General features: G+C 54.8%; 16 protein-coding genes. 13 read left to right on the top strand and 3 right to left on the bottom strand.

Annotated elements, in window-relative coordinates; translation table 11 throughout:
- The first annotated feature begins 82 nt into the window (after positions 1 to 82).
- The 12 genes from AVO44_RS00685 to AVO44_RS00630 all read left to right on the top strand — a co-directional run bounded on the left by AVO44_RS00685 (position 83) and on the right by AVO44_RS00630 (position 11,808).
- Positions 83 to 973, top strand: a complete 891-nt coding sequence (locus tag AVO44_RS00685) for a YicC/YloC family endoribonuclease (protein ID WP_068332555.1) — start codon at positions 83 to 85, stop codon at positions 971 to 973.
- A 17-nt stretch (positions 974 to 990) separates the two neighbouring features.
- Positions 991 to 1,632, top strand: a complete 642-nt coding sequence (gene gmk, locus AVO44_RS00680; RefSeq protein WP_068332553.1) for a guanylate kinase — start codon at positions 991 to 993, stop codon at positions 1,630 to 1,632.
- Positions 1,629 to 2,153 carry a gamma carbonic anhydrase family protein gene (locus AVO44_RS00675; RefSeq protein ID WP_068331264.1) on the top strand — a complete coding sequence of 175 codons (525 nt, stop codon included), beginning with the start codon at positions 1,629 to 1,631 and terminating at the stop codon, positions 2,151 to 2,153. Before gmk ends, AVO44_RS00675 begins: the two co-directional genes overlap by 4 nt.
- Positions 2,154 to 2,176: 23 nt before the next feature.
- The gene (locus tag AVO44_RS00670; RefSeq protein WP_068331262.1) at positions 2,177 to 3,223 is read left to right on the top strand and encodes a sensor histidine kinase; all 1,047 of its coding nucleotides are present in this window, start codon (positions 2,177 to 2,179) and stop codon (positions 3,221 to 3,223) included.
- A gap of 203 nt (positions 3,224 to 3,426) precedes the next feature.
- Complete coding sequence (locus AVO44_RS00665; protein WP_068331260.1) at positions 3,427 to 4,467, top strand: substrate-binding domain-containing protein; 1,041 nt, start codon at positions 3,427 to 3,429, stop codon at positions 4,465 to 4,467.
- A gap of 87 nt (positions 4,468 to 4,554) precedes the next feature.
- Entirely contained in the window at positions 4,555 to 6,027 is a 1,473-nt protein-coding gene (gene pstC / locus AVO44_RS00660; protein ID WP_068331258.1) for a phosphate ABC transporter permease subunit PstC, read from the top strand.
- Complete coding sequence (gene pstA / locus AVO44_RS00655; RefSeq protein ID WP_068331256.1) at positions 6,024 to 7,355, top strand: phosphate ABC transporter permease PstA; 1,332 nt, start codon at positions 6,024 to 6,026, stop codon at positions 7,353 to 7,355. Before pstC ends, pstA begins: the two co-directional genes overlap by 4 nt.
- A 14-nt stretch (positions 7,356 to 7,369) precedes the next feature.
- Positions 7,370 to 8,167, top strand: a complete 798-nt coding sequence (gene pstB, locus AVO44_RS00650) for a phosphate ABC transporter ATP-binding protein PstB (RefSeq protein ID WP_068332550.1) — start codon at positions 7,370 to 7,372, stop codon at positions 8,165 to 8,167.
- 16 nt (positions 8,168 to 8,183) lie between these two features.
- Positions 8,184 to 8,885: a phosphate signaling complex protein PhoU gene (phoU, locus tag AVO44_RS00645; RefSeq protein WP_068331254.1), complete on the top strand. Its 702-nt coding sequence runs from the start codon at positions 8,184 to 8,186 to the stop codon at positions 8,883 to 8,885.
- A 12-nt stretch (positions 8,886 to 8,897) separates the two neighbouring features.
- A complete protein-coding gene (gene phoB, locus AVO44_RS00640) occupies positions 8,898 to 9,587 on the top strand; it encodes a phosphate regulon transcriptional regulator PhoB (RefSeq protein ID WP_068331252.1) in 690 nt (229 codons plus the stop codon).
- Between the two features lie 112 nt (positions 9,588 to 9,699).
- Positions 9,700 to 10,929 (top strand): acyl-CoA dehydrogenase, encoded by a 1,230-nt coding sequence (locus tag AVO44_RS00635; RefSeq protein WP_068331251.1) that lies wholly within the window; start codon positions 9,700 to 9,702, stop codon positions 10,927 to 10,929.
- 111 nt (positions 10,930 to 11,040) lie between these two features.
- Positions 11,041 to 11,808: an SDR family oxidoreductase gene (locus AVO44_RS00630; RefSeq protein ID WP_068331248.1), complete on the top strand. Its 768-nt coding sequence runs from the start codon at positions 11,041 to 11,043 to the stop codon at positions 11,806 to 11,808.
- Here the strand turns inward: AVO44_RS00630 and AVO44_RS00625 are convergent.
- The gene (locus AVO44_RS00625) at positions 11,805 to 12,674 is read right to left on the bottom strand and encodes an acyl-CoA thioesterase (protein ID WP_068331246.1); all 870 of its coding nucleotides are present in this window, start codon (positions 12,672 to 12,674) and stop codon (positions 11,805 to 11,807) included. The two genes, AVO44_RS00630 and AVO44_RS00625, sit on opposite strands and share 4 nt — an antisense overlap.
- A 50-nt stretch (positions 12,675 to 12,724) precedes the next feature.
- Positions 12,725 to 13,945, bottom strand: a complete 1,221-nt coding sequence (locus AVO44_RS00620; protein ID WP_068331244.1) for a serine hydrolase domain-containing protein — start codon at positions 13,943 to 13,945, stop codon at positions 12,725 to 12,727.
- A gap of 173 nt (positions 13,946 to 14,118) precedes the next feature.
- Between AVO44_RS00620 and AVO44_RS00615 the strand changes: the two genes are divergently transcribed.
- Positions 14,119 to 14,724, top strand: coding sequence for a 2-hydroxychromene-2-carboxylate isomerase (locus tag AVO44_RS00615; protein WP_068331242.1), 606 nt, complete (start codon positions 14,119 to 14,121; stop codon positions 14,722 to 14,724).
- Here the strand turns inward: AVO44_RS00615 and AVO44_RS00610 are convergent.
- Positions 14,721 to 15,743, bottom strand: coding sequence for a phosphotransferase family protein (locus tag AVO44_RS00610; protein ID WP_068331240.1), 1,023 nt, complete (start codon positions 15,741 to 15,743; stop codon positions 14,721 to 14,723). The genes AVO44_RS00615 and AVO44_RS00610 overlap by 4 nt on opposite strands.
- Positions 15,744 to 15,754 lie beyond the last annotated feature (11 nt).

Here is a 15,754-nt window from a genome sequence, read left to right as displayed (position 1 = left end):
GAACACTCAAATTCAGCAAAGGCTTGCCCTGCGGCCATTGTTGGCTTTAGGTGCGGCAAGCGAGCAGACAGGGGCAGCAAGTATGATCAGATCTATGACCGGTTTCGCCTCGGGCAAGGGGGCATTGGGGCCTCATAGCTGGACGTGGGAGCTGCGCAGTGTGAACGGCAAGGGGCTGGACCTGCGCCTGCGCGTGCCCGATTGGTTAACCGGGCTTGAGGCCGCCTTGCGCAGTCAAATGACAAAGGCGCTGAGCCGTGGCAATGTCACCCTGTCTCTGCGGTTGGGCCGGGATGAAACTGCCCTTGATTTGGTTTTGAACGAAGCCGCGATGGGTGCGGCGCTTGTGGCAATGGGGCGAACACAGGAAATGGCGGCGGCTCGCGGTGTAACACTCGCCCCCTCAAGCGCGGCAGATTTGATTGCATTTAAGGGGATGTTGGAAGCTGGCAGCGATGTTGACGATCCAGCACCGCTGGTAGAGGCTTTAACGGTCGATTTTAAAGACGTGCTGGCCGAATTCGTCGATATGCGACAAGCCGAGGGTAACGCCTTGGCTGAAATTTTGGACTCACAGCTACGTTTAGTTTCGGAACTGGTGACTCAAGCAGCCGAACTTGCCGAACAGCGAAAGGACAAAATGGCAGACACGCTGCGGGAAAACCTTGCGCGGGTGCTGGACAACGCGCAGGGGGTTGAACCCGATCGTGTGGCACAGGAGCTGGCGCTGATCGCGGTTAAATCTGACATCACCGAAGAGATCGACCGGTTGAAAGCCCATGTCGACGCGGCACGCAGTCTGCTATCGCAGGATGTGGCGGTGGGGCGCAAGCTGGATTTTCTGATGCAAGAGTTCAATCGCGAAGCGAACACGCTGTGTTCAAAGGCGCAAAGCGCTGATCTGACATCGGTGGGGCTTGAGTTAAAAGCCGTAATAGACCAGATGCGCGAGCAAGTGCAAAATGTTGAATGACTATGGGAATACCTGATATGGCAGATCGCCGTGGCCTACTTATCATCCTGTCTTCGCCGTCCGGCGCAGGTAAATCCACCCTGGCCCGTCGGTTGATGGCGTGGGACGGAGACCTCGAATTCTCGATTTCGGCCACAACCCGCGCTCCACGCCCCGGTGAAGAGCATGGGCGCGAGTACTATTTCCTCTCGGAGGATGAGTTCAAGCAACAAGTCGCCAAAGGGCAAATGCTGGAACACGCCCATGTGTTCGGAAATTTCTACGGCTCGCCGGCCGGACCCGTGCGGGAGTCGATCAACGCCGGACGGGACGTCTTATTTGATGTTGACTGGCAGGGTGAGGTGCAGATCCGAAACTCGGACTTGGGAAAGCACGCGCTGTCCATTTTTATTCTACCACCTTCGATCCCTGAACTGCGGCGACGTCTTGAGACGCGTGGACAGGACAGCGAGGACGTCATCGCCAAGCGGATGCTCAAAAGTTGGGATGAAATCAGCCACTGGGGGTATTACGACTATGTGTTGGTCAATGACGACTTGGACGCAACAGAGGAAAAGCTGAAAACCATCGTCAGCGCCGAAAGGATGCGGCGTATCCAGCAACCCACACTGCAAAGCCATGTCCGCACATTGCAGAACGAATTCGAGGGCCTGTCATGACTGTTTACGCCTTGGGTGAGCATTCTCCGCAAATCCACGAAGATACATGGGTTGCCCCGGATGCGAACCTGATCGGTAAGGTGGTGCTGGAAAAAGGGGCCTCGGTCTGGTTCGGTTGTACCATTCGCGCAGATCATGAAGAGATCCGGGTGGGTGAAGGCAGCAACGTGCAGGAGAACTGTGTCATGCATATCGACGCCGGTTACCCGCTGACCATCGGCAGAAACTGCACCATTGGGCACAAGGTGATGCTGCACGGCTGCACCATCGGTGACAACACTCTGATCGGCATGGGAGCTATCGTTCTGAATGGTGCGAAGATCGGGAAGAATTGCCTGATAGGGGCCGGAGCGTTGATTACGGAAGGCAAGGAAATCCCTGATAATTCGCTTGTCATGGGATCGCCGGGAAAGGTCGTGCGGCAACTGGATGACGCCGCGGCACAGAAGATCACTTGGAGCGCGCTTCATTATCAGGAGAACATGCGCCGGTTCCGCGATGAGTTGAAGCCACTGTCTTAATGCTTCGGAAAAAGAGCACAGTGATGTCAGACGATCTGCTTGCCGAGTTTGTCGCGGCCATTCCGATGCCGGCTTTGATGGTCGATCAGACGGAACGGATTATCGCGGCCAATACCGATGCAAAGACGTTGTTGGCGCAGAACATCGTCGGTCGCCATTTCGCAACAATCCTGAGGCAGCCGCAGGTTATCGAGGCAATAGAGCAGAGCCTCCGCTCGAAAGGGCCGACCATAGCGCGTCACTTGTCCAACGACGGTGCGCAGGACACGACGTTCGAGATCAAGTGCCGCTATATGAACGGAGTTGGCGCGGTTTCAGGCGGTGCGACGTTGGCTACTTTTCAGGACATCACGCATGTCGAGCAGGCCAGCCAGATGCGCCGGGATTTCGTGGCAAACGTTAGTCATGAATTGCGAACACCCCTAACCGCTTTGATGGGCTTTATCGAAACCCTACAAGGCCCGGCCCATGACGATGCCGCTGCACGCGAGCGCTTTCTGAAGATCATGTCTGACGAAGCCAACCGTATGAATCGTCTGGTTGGGGATCTTCTGTCCTTGAACAGGGTTGAAAGCGAAGAGCGCGTGCGCCCGAAAGAACAGCTGGAATTGACGGGGCTGTTGCAATCGACGTTGAACTCTCTGCGCCCTCTGGCCACGGATGCGAAGGTTGATCTGAACCTGAACGCACCGGAAGGCCCTGTAACGCTAACCGGGGATAATGATCAGTTGCGGCAGGTTTTTACCAACCTGATTGAGAACGCCATCAAATATGGTGGTAGCGGCGGGAGTGTTGAGGTGCGGGTTATACCCTCGGAACGTGACACTGCCATGCGTGGACCGGCGGTTCGGGTTCAGGTGATTGATAAGGGGCCGGGTATTGATGCGGTTCACCTGCCGCGCCTGACGGAGCGATTCTACCGGGCGGACAGTCACAGATCACGCCAGTTGGGCGGAACCGGACTGGGGCTTGCGATCGTGAAGCACATAATCAACCGACATCGTGGCCGGTTACGGGTGGAAAGCGATCTGGGTAAAGGCGCGACGTTTACCGTTATTTTGCCGCGTTAAGGCGGTCGGAACGTCTGGATTCAGCTTAGTTTGCCCAACCTATGTAAAAATTGCATGTCCGCTTTGCGCTACGTCACCTAGGTTTCTTCTGTGCTGTCATAAAGCTGTTACAAACTTGTCACAAAAGGCTTACGCACGGCTTTTAGAGGTTCGCGCAAGATCATCATGGGGTGATCAGAACTTATCTTTTCAGGGAGACTGAAATGTCCTTTGTAAAACTGTCGGCTTCTGCGCTGGCTATCGCTGCTGTTTCGGCAACCACCGCTGCAGCCCGTGACAACGTTCAAGTCGCAGGTTCGTCGACCGTGCTGCCTTATGCTTCGATCGTGGCAGAACTGTTTGGTGATAACACTGATTTCCCGACACCGGTTGTTGAATCTGGTGGTTCGTCGGCTGGTCTGAAGCGTTTCTGCGAAGGTGTTGGCGAAAACACCATCGACGTTGCAAACGCATCCCGCGCTATTCGCGAGAAAGAGATCAAAGCCTGTGCCGAAAACGGCGTGACCGACATCATGGAAGTTCGTATCGGTTATGACGGAATCGTCTTTGCAAGCCAGCAGTCGGGCCCAGCCTTCAACGCGTTTGAGCCTGCCGATATCTTCAACGCTCTGGGTGCCAAGGTTCTGAAAGACGGGGAAATCGTCGACAATCCATACAACACGTGGGCTGAATTCAACTCTGATCTGCCGGACGTTGAAATCGCAAGCTTTATTCCCGGCACCAAGCACGGCACTCGCGAAGTCTTTGAGGAAAAAGTTCTGCTGATCGGCTGTGAAGCGACTGGCGCAATGGAAGCCATGGTTGCCGGCGGCATGAGCGAAGACGACGCTGAAGACGCGTGCCTGGACGTTCGTACAGACGGAAAGTCGGTGGACATTGACGGTGACTACACCGAGACACTGGCGCGTATCGACACCAACCCGAACGGTATCGGCGTGTTTGGTCTGGCGTTTTATGAGAACAACACCGACAAGCTGAAAGTGGCCACCATGTCCGGTGTCGCTCCGTCGACCGAGACCATCTCGACCGGTGAATACCCGGTGTCGCGCCCGCTGTTCTTCTACATCAAGAAAGCGCATATCGGCGTGATCCCGGGCCTGAAAGAATACGCTCAGTTCTTCGTTGCTGATGAAATCGCAGGTCCGTCCGGTCCGCTGGCAAACTACGGCCTGGTTGCTGACCCCGAGCTTGCAGAAACTCAGGAAGCAATTGCCAACGAAGTCACCATGGGTTCGGGTAGCTAAGCCTGACGCTGGTCTAATTTGCTGGGGGCGGTTTTCGATATCGCCCCTACGCGCCTTTAAATACCAAATGAGACCAGTGGGGGTGTCATGCCGATACTTTGGCTCTTTCTGATCGTTCTGGCGATCGCGGCGGGCGGCTATTTTCTGGGGCGGTCGCGTGCACTGCAAAGCGCCGGAGGCGATAGCCGAAGCTTGCATTCGCTGCCATCCTTTTACGGCGCAAACGTTTTCCTGAAGACAATCGTGCCTGCCTTTGGTCTTTTGATCCTCTGGTTGCTCGTGCAGCCAATTTACGTGAATACCCAGATATCCGGCATGATCCCGGAAACGGCGATTAAAGAAGGTTCGTCCCGCAGTCTGGTTCTGGCCGAGGTGCGCCGCGCGGCTAGTGGTTTGGACAATGCGGTTGAGCAAGGCCTTATAACCGAGGATATCGCCCAGAACGCGCGCGCCGATTTTACGGACATGACGCAGCGTCTCAAAGATGCGGGCCAGGTCGTTACGTCGAATATCACGCAACCGATTCTTCGTGCGGCTCAGAGCTATCGTGTTCTGAACTCGACAGGCCGTTCTGCCATGACGATCGCCGTGCTGCTCGCTGCTGTGGCTGGCGCAGCTATCAGCTTGTGGCAAACGAACAAAGTTTTCCGGGCCCGAAATGTCGTTGAGCAAGGCGTTCAGGTTCTGCTTCTTGCGGCCGCCTCTATCGCCATCCTCACAACCGTTGGGATCGTTCTTTCCCTGGTTTTCAACACGTGGGAATTTTTCAAGCTCTATCCGGCGTCAGATTTCTTTTTCGGAACTACCTGGTCGCCCAGCTTTTCTGGCCGTGGTGGTTCGTCTGAGCTTGGTATCATTCCGTTGCTGTGGGGCACGTTCTACATATCGCTCGTTGCCTTGCTGGTGGCTGTTCCAATCGGTCTGTTTGCGGCCATTTATCTGAGTGAATACGCATCCCCGCGTGTGCGGGCCTTTGCAAAGCCTCTGCTGGAAGTTCTGGCCGGTATCCCGACGATTGTTTACGGCCTCTTTGCGCTGCTAACCGTTGGGCCGCTCTTGCTGGGCGTTTTCGGTGACGAGGGGCTGGGATGGATGAAAGCAGGAACCGCAGTCGTGACAGCCGGGCTTGTTATGGGCATCATGCTGATCCCGTTTGTCTCATCACTTTCGGACGACATCATCAACGCGGTACCGCAGGCGATGCGTGACGGATCATACGGGTTGGGTGCAACCCAATCCGAGACAATCCGACAGGTCGTCCTGCCTGCTGCCTTGCCGGGGATTGTCGGTGCAATCCTTCTGGCGGCGTCGCGCGCCATCGGTGAAACCATGATTGTGGTTCTGGGGGCAGGGGCTGCCGCCCGGCTCAGCCTGAACCCGTTCGAGGCCATGACAACCGTAACGGCCAAAATCGTAAGCCAGTTGACGGGCGACGCTGACTTCGCGTCCCCCGAAGCACTGGTGGCCTTCGCACTGGGAATGACCCTTTTCATCCTGACACTGGGGCTTAACGTCTTTGCCCTTTACATCGTGCGCAAGTACCGGGAGCAGTACGAATGACTGACGCAAGCATGGAAAACCCCGGAACGGGTCGCCGCGCAACCTCCCTCACCGCCAGTGATGAGCGTACATTGAAGCGCGCCAAGGCTGAAAAGCGTTTTCGCCTCTACGGTATTATTGCGATCGCAACCGGCCTGTTCTTTCTGGTGGTACTTTTTGCGTCGATCCTGAAAGAAGGGATTCCCGCATTTACGCGAACTGTTGTCAGCGTTGAATTCACCCTGACGGAACCGCAACGGGCCGAGGCAGAAAGCACGCTGTTCAAGACCAAAGCCTATTCTGATCTTTTCATTACAGAGTTGAACGGTAAGCTTGCGGAAAGCGGGATCAGCGTCGACTTTGACGAAGCTGCGATTGAGCGTCTTTTGGGTAAAGTCGGCGGCACAATCCGAACTTTCTACAGCGAAAATCCGGACCAAGTGGGTGAGCCAATCAACTTCGAATTGGCAGCTTCCAGCCGGGTCGACGGATATTTCAAAGGCCGCGTCTCGCGCGACACACTTCAGGACAGCCGTTTTCTGCAACTCAGCGATCTTGATCTTGTTGACGCGTTAACAGAGGCGGGGGTCATAAAACAGGTGTTCAACTGGCCCTTCATCACCGGTGCCGATTCTGGCGTGGACAACCCCGGCGGGGCAGGAATCGGTGCCTCTGTCGTGGGTTCGTTCTTCATGATGCTGGTGGTTCTGGCTTTGTCGCTGCCGATTGGCGTGGCTGCCTCGATCTATCTTGAAGAGTTTGCGCCTCAGAACAAGTTTACGGACCTGATTGAGGTGAACATCTCCAACCTGGCGGCCGTGCCCTCCATCGTTTTTGGTATCCTGGGTCTTGCGGTGTTCATCCAGTTCATGCACCTGCCGCAGTCGGCGCCGTTGGTCGGGGGGCTTGTTCTGACATTGATGACCCTGCCAACAATCATCATCTCGACCCGCGCATCGCTGAAGGCGGTTCCGCCATCTATCCGCGATGCCGCGTTGGGGGTAGGGGCGTCAAAGATGCAGGCGGTGTTCCACCACGTGTTGCCCTTGGCCGCGCCGGGAATTCTGACGGGCACGATCATCGGACTTGCTCAGGCACTGGGCGAGACAGCGCCGCTTTTGCTGATCGGTATGGTTGGATTCGTAGCCCGCGGATACCCGGACGGTTTTCTAGCTGGTTTCACCGAACCGAACTCGGTCATGCCCGCCCAAATCTATACCTGGGCTGCGCGCGCGGATGTCGGCTTCTATGAAAAAGCGTGGGGTGGGATTATCATTCTTCTCATGTTCCTTCTCACGATGAATATTATCGCAATCATCCTGCGCCGCCGGTTTGAACGCCGCTGGTAATGAAGGGCACCAAAATGAACGACATGTCGCGAGTGGAGAGACAAGTGGACGCCAATGAAATCAAGCTGGAGTGCCGTGATTGCCAAGTTTACTACGGTGACAACCATGCTATCAAAGACGTGAATGTCGATATTGAAGACAAGACCGTCACTGCCTTCATTGGTCCGTCCGGCTGCGGTAAATCGACATTCCTGCGGTGCCTGAACCGAATGAATGACACAATCGACGTCGCGCGCGTCGAGGGTTCGTTCAAACTGGACGGCGAAGACATCTATGACAAGCGTGTCGATCCCGTTCAGCTGCGCGCCAAGGTAGGCATGGTTTTCCAAAAGCCCAACCCATTCCCGAAGTCGATCTATGACAACGTAGCTTATGGTCCGCGTATTCACGGGCTTGCCAGAAATAAGGCGGAACTAGATGAAATCGTTGAGAAATCCCTGCGTCGCGGCGCAATCTGGGATGAGGTGAAAGACCGGCTTGATGCGCCCGGCACTGGCTTGTCCGGGGGGCAGCAACAACGCCTGTGCATCGCCCGCGCTGTCGCGACCGAGCCTGAGGTTCTGTTGATGGACGAGCCGTGCTCGGCTCTGGACCCGATCGCGACCGCGCAGGTCGAGGAATTGATTGATGAACTACGGTCGCGATATTCCGTGGTGATCGTAACGCATTCGATGCAGCAGGCCGCGCGGGTCAGCCAGAAGACCGCGTTCTTTCACCTTGGAAACCTTGTTGAATTTGGCGAGACGGGCCAGATCTTCACCAACCCCGAAGATCCTCGCACCGAAAGTTACATCACTGGCCGGATTGGCTGAGCACAGGTATCAAAACATGAGCGAACAACATATCGCATCCGTATTCGACCGGGATCTCGAAGCTATTCAAGCCCATATAATGAAAATGGGCGGGTTGGTCGAGGCCGCAATCATGAGCTCGGCCAGATCGCTTGAAACCCGAGACGAGGAACTGGCCCAGCAGGTTCGTCAGGGCGACAAGGCAATTGATGCGCTGGAAGACCTGATAAATGAGGAAACTGCCCGCCTGATCGCCCTTCGCGCACCTGCGGCCAGCGATTTGCGCCTGGTGCTGTCGGTGCTGAAGGTATCCGCAAACCTTGAACGTATCGGCGACTATTCCAAGAACATCGCCAAGCGCACAACGGTTCTGGTTAATGCCAGCGAGATCAATGGCAGCGCCGCTGCCTTGCGTCGGATGGCGCGCGAGGTTGAGCGAATGCTGCGCGATGCGTTGGACGCATACATTCAGCGTGATGCCGAACTGGCGACCGATGTCATTGCCCGCGATGAAGAAGTGGACCAGATGTATAATGGCCTGTTCCGCGAATTCCTGACCTTCATGGCCGAGGATCCGCGCAACATATCATCCTGTATGCATCTTCATTTCATTGCCAAGAACATCGAACGCATGGGCGACCATGTCACTGCGATCGCCGAGCAGGTCGTGTATCTTGTCACCGGTGAACGCCCGACCGAGGCGCGACCGAAAGCCGACATAACCTCTCAATCCGCCTAGGAGTTTTAACAGATGTCCGCTGATCAACCGACCGTTCTGGTTGTCGAGGATGAACCCGCGCAACGAGAAGTTCTGGCTTACAACCTTGAGGCAGAAGGGTTCCGTGTGTCCAAGGCTGGCAGCGGAGACGAAGCCATGTTGCTTGTCGATGAGGAACATCCGGACATCATTGTTTTGGATTGGATGATGCCAAACCTCAGTGGGATAGAGGTCTGCCGCCGATTGAAATCACGCCCAGATACGCGGTCGATCCCGATCATCATGCTCTCGGCCCGCACGGAAGAAGTCGACAAGGTGCGCGGCCTTGAGACGGGTGCGGATGACTATGTGGTTAAACCATATTCGGTTGTGGAATTGATGGCGCGCGTGCGCACGCAGTTGCGTCGAGTGAGGCCTGCCACTGTAGGTCTGCGGCTGGAGTTTGACGACATCGTTCTGGATTCGGAGACACACAAGGTCAGCCGCGACAGTAAGCCACTGAAGCTTGGCCCCACCGAATTCCGACTGCTCAGCACGTTCATGGAGAAACCGGGCCGTGTCTGGAGCCGTGAACAATTGCTTGATCGGGTCTGGGGTCGGGATATCTATGTTGATACGCGCACGGTTGACGTTCATATCGGACGGTTGCGAAAAGCGCTGACGCAACACGGGGGTCAAGACCCCGTAAGAACTGTGCGCGGGGCCGGATACGCCTTGGGATAAACCAAAGGGGGCAGGGGTATGAGTTCCGCTCATGGTTAGATGCGAAACTCTTACTGTCATTTGAGTGCGTACCGGGTTAGTTTGCCCCAAGCCGACTATGCGGAGAAGCACCATGAACGCCCCCGACACCAAGCCAGCCCTACGCGCGAAAGATGCGCCCGATATGGGTAAATTCGCATGGGATGACCCGTTTCGCCTGAACGATCAGCTAAACGAAGACGAGCGTATGATCGCCGCCAGCGCGCAGGCATATGCTCAGGAAAAGCTGCAACCTCGTGTGACCGACGCGTTTCAAAACGAAGAAACGGATCCCGAAATCTTTCGCGAAATGGGTGAGATGGGCCTGCTGGGCACCACGATCCCTGAACAGTATGGCGGCCTTGGGGCAGGGTATGTCTCATACGGTTTGGTCGCGCGCGAAGTTGAGCGTGTTGATTCCGGTTATCGCTCGATGATGTCGGTGCAAAGCTCTCTGGTGATGTACCCGATCTATGCTTACGGCAGTGAGGAACAGCGTCGGAAGTACCTTCCGAAACTGGCCAGCGGCGAATGGATTGGCTGTTTTGGCTTGACCGAAGCGGATGCAGGGTCAGACCCGGCAGGGATGAAGACCCGCGCGGAAAAGATCGACGGTGGCTATCGTCTGACGGGAAGCAAAATGTGGATATCGAACGCGCCGATTGCGGATGTGTTCGTCATCTGGGCCAAGTCTGATGCACATGACGGAAAGATTCGCGGGTTTGTGCTGGACAAAGGACTCAAGGGTCTGAGCGCGCCGAAAATCCAAAACAAGTTGAGCCTGCGCGCATCTATTACTGGTGAGATCGTCCTCGAGGGCGTCGAGGTCGACGAAAGTGCGCTGCTGCCGCATGTTCAGGGTCTCAAGGGGCCATTTGGCTGTCTGAATCGCGCGCGTTATGGCATCAGCTGGGGAGTGATGGGCGCAGCCGAATATTGCTGGCACGCCGCACGCCAATACGGCTTGGATCGTAAACAGTTTAATCGGCCGCTGGCACAGACCCAGCTGTTCCAACGCAAATTGGCCGACATGCAAACAGAAATCGCTCTGGGTTTGCAGGCAAGTTTGCGCGTCGGTCGTCTGATGGATGAGGCTGAGGCTGCACCCGAGATGATTTCGGTCATCAAGAGAAACAACTGCGGCAAGGCTTTGGATATCGCGCGCATGTCGCGGGACATGCACGGCGGGAATGGCATCTCACTTGAGTTCCAGGTCATTCGTCACATGGTTAACCTTGAGACGGTGAACACCTATGAAGGTACTCATGATGTACATGCGTTGATCCTGGGGCGGTCGCAGACGGGGCTGCAGGCCTTTTACTAATAAGTCGCGTAATCGGTATTATGTTAATTTAATGGAAATGGCCAAGCGCTGTTTCCAGCGTAATACCATGCGTTTATGATTACGAGCTAAGCTGACATCTGGATTTGCTAAATGGACTTGCGCGGAAAAACTGTGGTCGTCACTGGTGCCGCGCATGGGATCGGCAAAGGTCTGGCCGATCGGTTTGCTCAGGACGGTGCCAAGGTTGTCTGCGCGGACATCGACGAAATTGGCGCTCAGAATGTGGCGCGAGATATTGATGGCCACGCCATAACCTGCGACGTGTCGCGTGAAGATGCGATCAAGGCGCTGATTGAAACTGTCGAGGATTCGATTGGGCCCATTGATTTATTCTGCGCGAATGCCGGTATTCTGACGTTGGGCGGATTGGAGGTTCCGAACGAAGATTGGGATCGGATTTGGACAATCAATGTCATGTCGCATGTCTGGGCAGCGCGGCACTTGGTGCCACGTATGATTGCACGCGGCGGCGGATACTTCCTGATTACAGCATCAGCCGCCGGAGTGCTGAACCAACCCGGTGCTGCCCCTTACGGTGTTACCAAGCATGCCGCTGTCGGGTTCGCAGAATGGCTTTCCTTAACCTATGGCCACAAGGGATTGCGCGTTTCAGTTCTGTGTCCGCAAGCTGTGCGGTCTGAAATGACTCGAGGCCTTGAGACCTCGGTCGCAGCGATTGACGGTATGCTTGAACCCGAGGATGTTGCCGAAACCTGTGTTCAAGCCATCCGGTCCGAACAGTTTTTAATACTTCCGCATCCGCAAGTTCTGGACTACATGCAACTCAAAGCTGGTGATTACGATCGCTGGCTAGCGGGAATGCGGAAGCTAAATCAAAAATTTATCGAAGACAGCTAAGGTTTCTTTCGTGCTTTGCGCATCAGGCCTTCCTGCGCGACGGATGCGATCAAAGTCCCGTCTTCGGTATAGATGGACCCGCGGTTGAAATTGCGTCCCTGCCCGCTCCATGGCGAGTCCATCGAGTACAGATGCCAGTTTTCGAAATGAACCGGTGCGTGAAACCACAAAGCATGGTCAAGGCTGGCGCCATTGATCTCTCCGGTAAACCAACTTAGCCCATGCGGACGCATTCCTGACGACATCAGATACATGTCCGACGCGTAAGCCAAAATTAGGTGTTGCGTTACCGGGTCGGCGCCGGCCGCGCCTGGCATACGGAACCAAATCTGGTTTCGGTCATCTGATTTTGCGGGGTTGAATGGGTTCAGATGATCCACTTCACGCACTTCGATGGGCCTTTCGCGCATAAGCTCGCCACGAAGTTTTTCCGGAACCTTATCCTCATATTTCTTCCGCAATTCTTCTCGTGCTGGATAGTTTTCTGGCGCTTTGGTCTGCGGCATGGCGTGGTGATGATCCCAGCCTTCATCCTTTACGTGAAACGATGCCGACATGTTCAGGATTTGCTGTCCATGCTGAATCGCAACCACACGCCGCGTTGTCATGGAACCTCCATCTCGGGCTCTATCAACCTGATATATAACCGGCATAGACGGATCACCTGCACGGATAAAATAGGCATGAAGCGAATGACACAGCCGATCATCCACCGTGCGGTATGCTGCGGCCAAAGCCTGCGCGATGACCTGTCCACCAAAGATGCGCGTTGGTGTTTCCCCGCCAGAGCCCGTCCCGCGAAACAGATCAACCTCAAGCCTTTCGATGTTCAAAAGGTTCAGAAGAACACGTTCCGCTGCGGTCATGTTTTGGTCTCCGGGTTTGTATGAGAGATTTGGTATCAGCGCTCAACGCGTCATTCAATCATTGCCCCAAGGACAAGCGCCTTGAGTTCGGCGCGTGACGGGTATGAGCTGGACGGCGACAACTGCGTAAAAAAGACAGAAGTCATGTTATTGACCCGGTCGATCCAAAAAAATGTCGAAGCCATGCCGCCCCAACTAAAGTCACCTAAAGACCCCGGAACACGCACTCGACCCGGGTTAGTAACAATGGCACCTCCTAGTCCGAAACCTGTACCTTCCATGGGTTGTTCAGCAAAGCTTTGCGGTCCCATTGAGGCAATGTCGCCTGGTAAGTGATTGATTAACATATATTCAACGGTTTTCGGGCTCAACAAACGGTGTCCATTGCCCTGCCCCCGGTTTCTAAGCATCTCAGCGAACCGGGAATAGTCGTCGATTGTTCCGACCAATCCGCCACCACCGGAAAACGTGGTTGTCTTTTCAAACGGAGATCTACCAGCATGATCCACCAGTCGCAGCGTCTCAGTGCCGGTTTGTGCGGAATTCAAGGCCATCGCGTTTCCTTCCAACGGTGTGTAGAGCGAAGCAAACCGATCTCCTGCCCCTGTTGGAACCGTGAAATCCGTCTCGTGCATTCCAAGCGGCTCCAAGACCTCTTGAGCAAGAAACTTGTCCAGAGATTTACCGGAGACGACCTCAATAACGCGCCCCACAACATCTATGCCAACCGAATACTCCCATCGTGAGCCAGGTTGGAACGCCAACGGCAGTGCAGCAAGATCGTATACGCGATCAGCCAAAAGCCCCTGGTCAGGTTTGAACACCATGTCTTGGGCATCCATCAGTTCGGGCAAAATTCCAGGGTTGAACGGGTAGCTGAAACCACTTGTGTGCGTCAGCAACTGATGCAGTGTCGGTGTTGGGGCCTTTTCCGTCTGATCTGTGCTCATGGCACCAGGAACCAAGGCCTGCATATCAGAGAATTCCGGCAGAAATTCAGATAGTTGCGCGTCGAGGTGAAATAGGCCGCGTTCCGCCAGCATCATCACCGCAACTGTGGTCACCGGTTTAGTCATTGAATAGATGCGGACGAGTGTATCGCGTTGGAATGGCAGATTGTGCTCAATGCTTCTTTTGCCGTAGGCGTTGAAAAAAACTTCCTGTCCATTGTGTTTTATCAACAAGGAGCTGCCTGCGTATTTTCGCTCATCCACGTAACGCTTCATCCAGTCGCCAATACGGTTCAGGCGCGACGGCTCGAACTTGGTCATCTTTGTTTGTCCCCCGTTTCGTGCGGCGATACTGCGTGCCTGCGGCCGGAGTTGAAAGCGAATTCCACAAGATTTCTACGCGAAGATTCAGCAGGCTGTTACACTTGTCCTGTAGCGGATTCGCTTGTCACGAGTTGGAACAGTAAAAATTGTCGCCATTTCGGAGGAGCATCATGACGCAACATATCGATTTTGTGTATGATTTCTGTAGCCCCAACGCCTTTCTCGCGTACAAAACCCTGCCCGACGTTGCAGACAGGCATGGTGCTCGGGTGACTTACGCGCCGGTGCTGCTTTCGATAGTTTTCAAGGTTACCAACAACCAAAACCCGTTCCAGGCGTTTTCGGAAAATCGCCAAAAAACGGCGTATCTGAGCCACGATCTTCATCGGTTTGCGCGCATGCGCGGTTTAAGCTTTCACATGAGCCCTCACTTTCCAGTCAATACCAAGCTGGCCATGCGGGGTGCCGTTTTTTCCGCCGGAAAATCGTGGGAGAACAGATATATAAAAGCAGTATTTGAAGCAATTTGGGTGCACGGACAGAAGGTTGACGATCTGGGTGTCCTGTCCGAAATTTTACAAGAAAACGAACTGCCCGTACGCAAGTTACGCGAGGCAATGTTCAGTCCTGAGGTCAAGCAGCACCTGAAGGACCAGACGAAAGCGGTGGTAAAGCGCGGCGTTTTTGGCGTGCCAAGTATGTTTGTCGGGTCCGAGATGTTTTTCGGAAAAAACAGCATGGCAGATTTGGCGTTGGAGCTATCGAGAACATCCTAGTCTTCTAACGCTTCCAGCCCATGCTTTGCGAACATCGGAACATATGACCCCAAGATCTTGGCGCGTTCTGGATCAGAGGCATTACCATCTTCCGCGCGTTTAAAAACGCCTTGCAAAATGCTGCCCATACGAAAGAAATTGAAGGCGAGGTAAAAGCCGAAATTCTCAATGCCCGGCAAACTTCGGCGCTGACAATATTGGTCGATAAAAGCCTGATCGGACGGCAAGCCAAGACTGGCCCGATCAATGCCGGCAAGCCCTCGACCCTCGGTGCCTGGTGGCATGCGCCACTGCATGATCACGGCGGCCAAGTCAGCGTAAGGGTGTCCGATAGTTGAAAGCTCCCAATCCAGCACCCCAATGCAGCGAGTTCCATCTTTTTCGAACATCAGGTTATCGATCCTGTAGTCGCCGTGAACCAGTGTTCGTTGACCATCGTCCTGTGGCACAGAACCTTCAAGCGCGTCAATCAGGGCGTCCATCTCGGGGATATGGGACGTTTCCGAAGCGCGGTATTGCTTAATCCAACGCGCAATCTGACGCTCAAAGTAATTGCCGGGTGGTCCAAAATCGGACAGACCCACAGCCGCGATATCCACGTCATGCAAATCGGCCAAGACACGGTTCATTTCATCCAGAACTGCGGTGCGTGTTTCGTTGCTTTCGCCGGTCATTGTGGGTTCAAGAAATATCCGGCCGTCAAGATGCTCCATCACGTAAAAATCCGAACCGATGACAGTTTTGTCTTCACACAGCAGGTACATCTTCGGCACTGGAACAGCCGTGTCGGCCAAAGCAGTCTGAACGCGAAACTCCCTGTCTACGGCATGAGCGGATTTAAGAAGTGTTCCCGGCGGCTTGCGGCGTAAAACGTATGTACTTTTGGGGGTCGTCAAAAGGAAAGTCGGGTTCGACTGTCCTATTGCGAATTTGGTCGCCTCAATCGGCCCCTGATACCCGGGCAGATGGCGACTGAGATATGTGTCAACGGCCGACAGATCCATTTGTGTACTGTTCATCTTTCACCTTC

It is taken from the genome of Ruegeria profundi (assembly GCF_001507545.1).
GTDB lineage: Bacteria > Pseudomonadota > Alphaproteobacteria > Rhodobacterales > Rhodobacteraceae > Ruegeria > Ruegeria profundi.
This window is presented reverse-complemented; position numbering and strand designations above follow the sequence as displayed.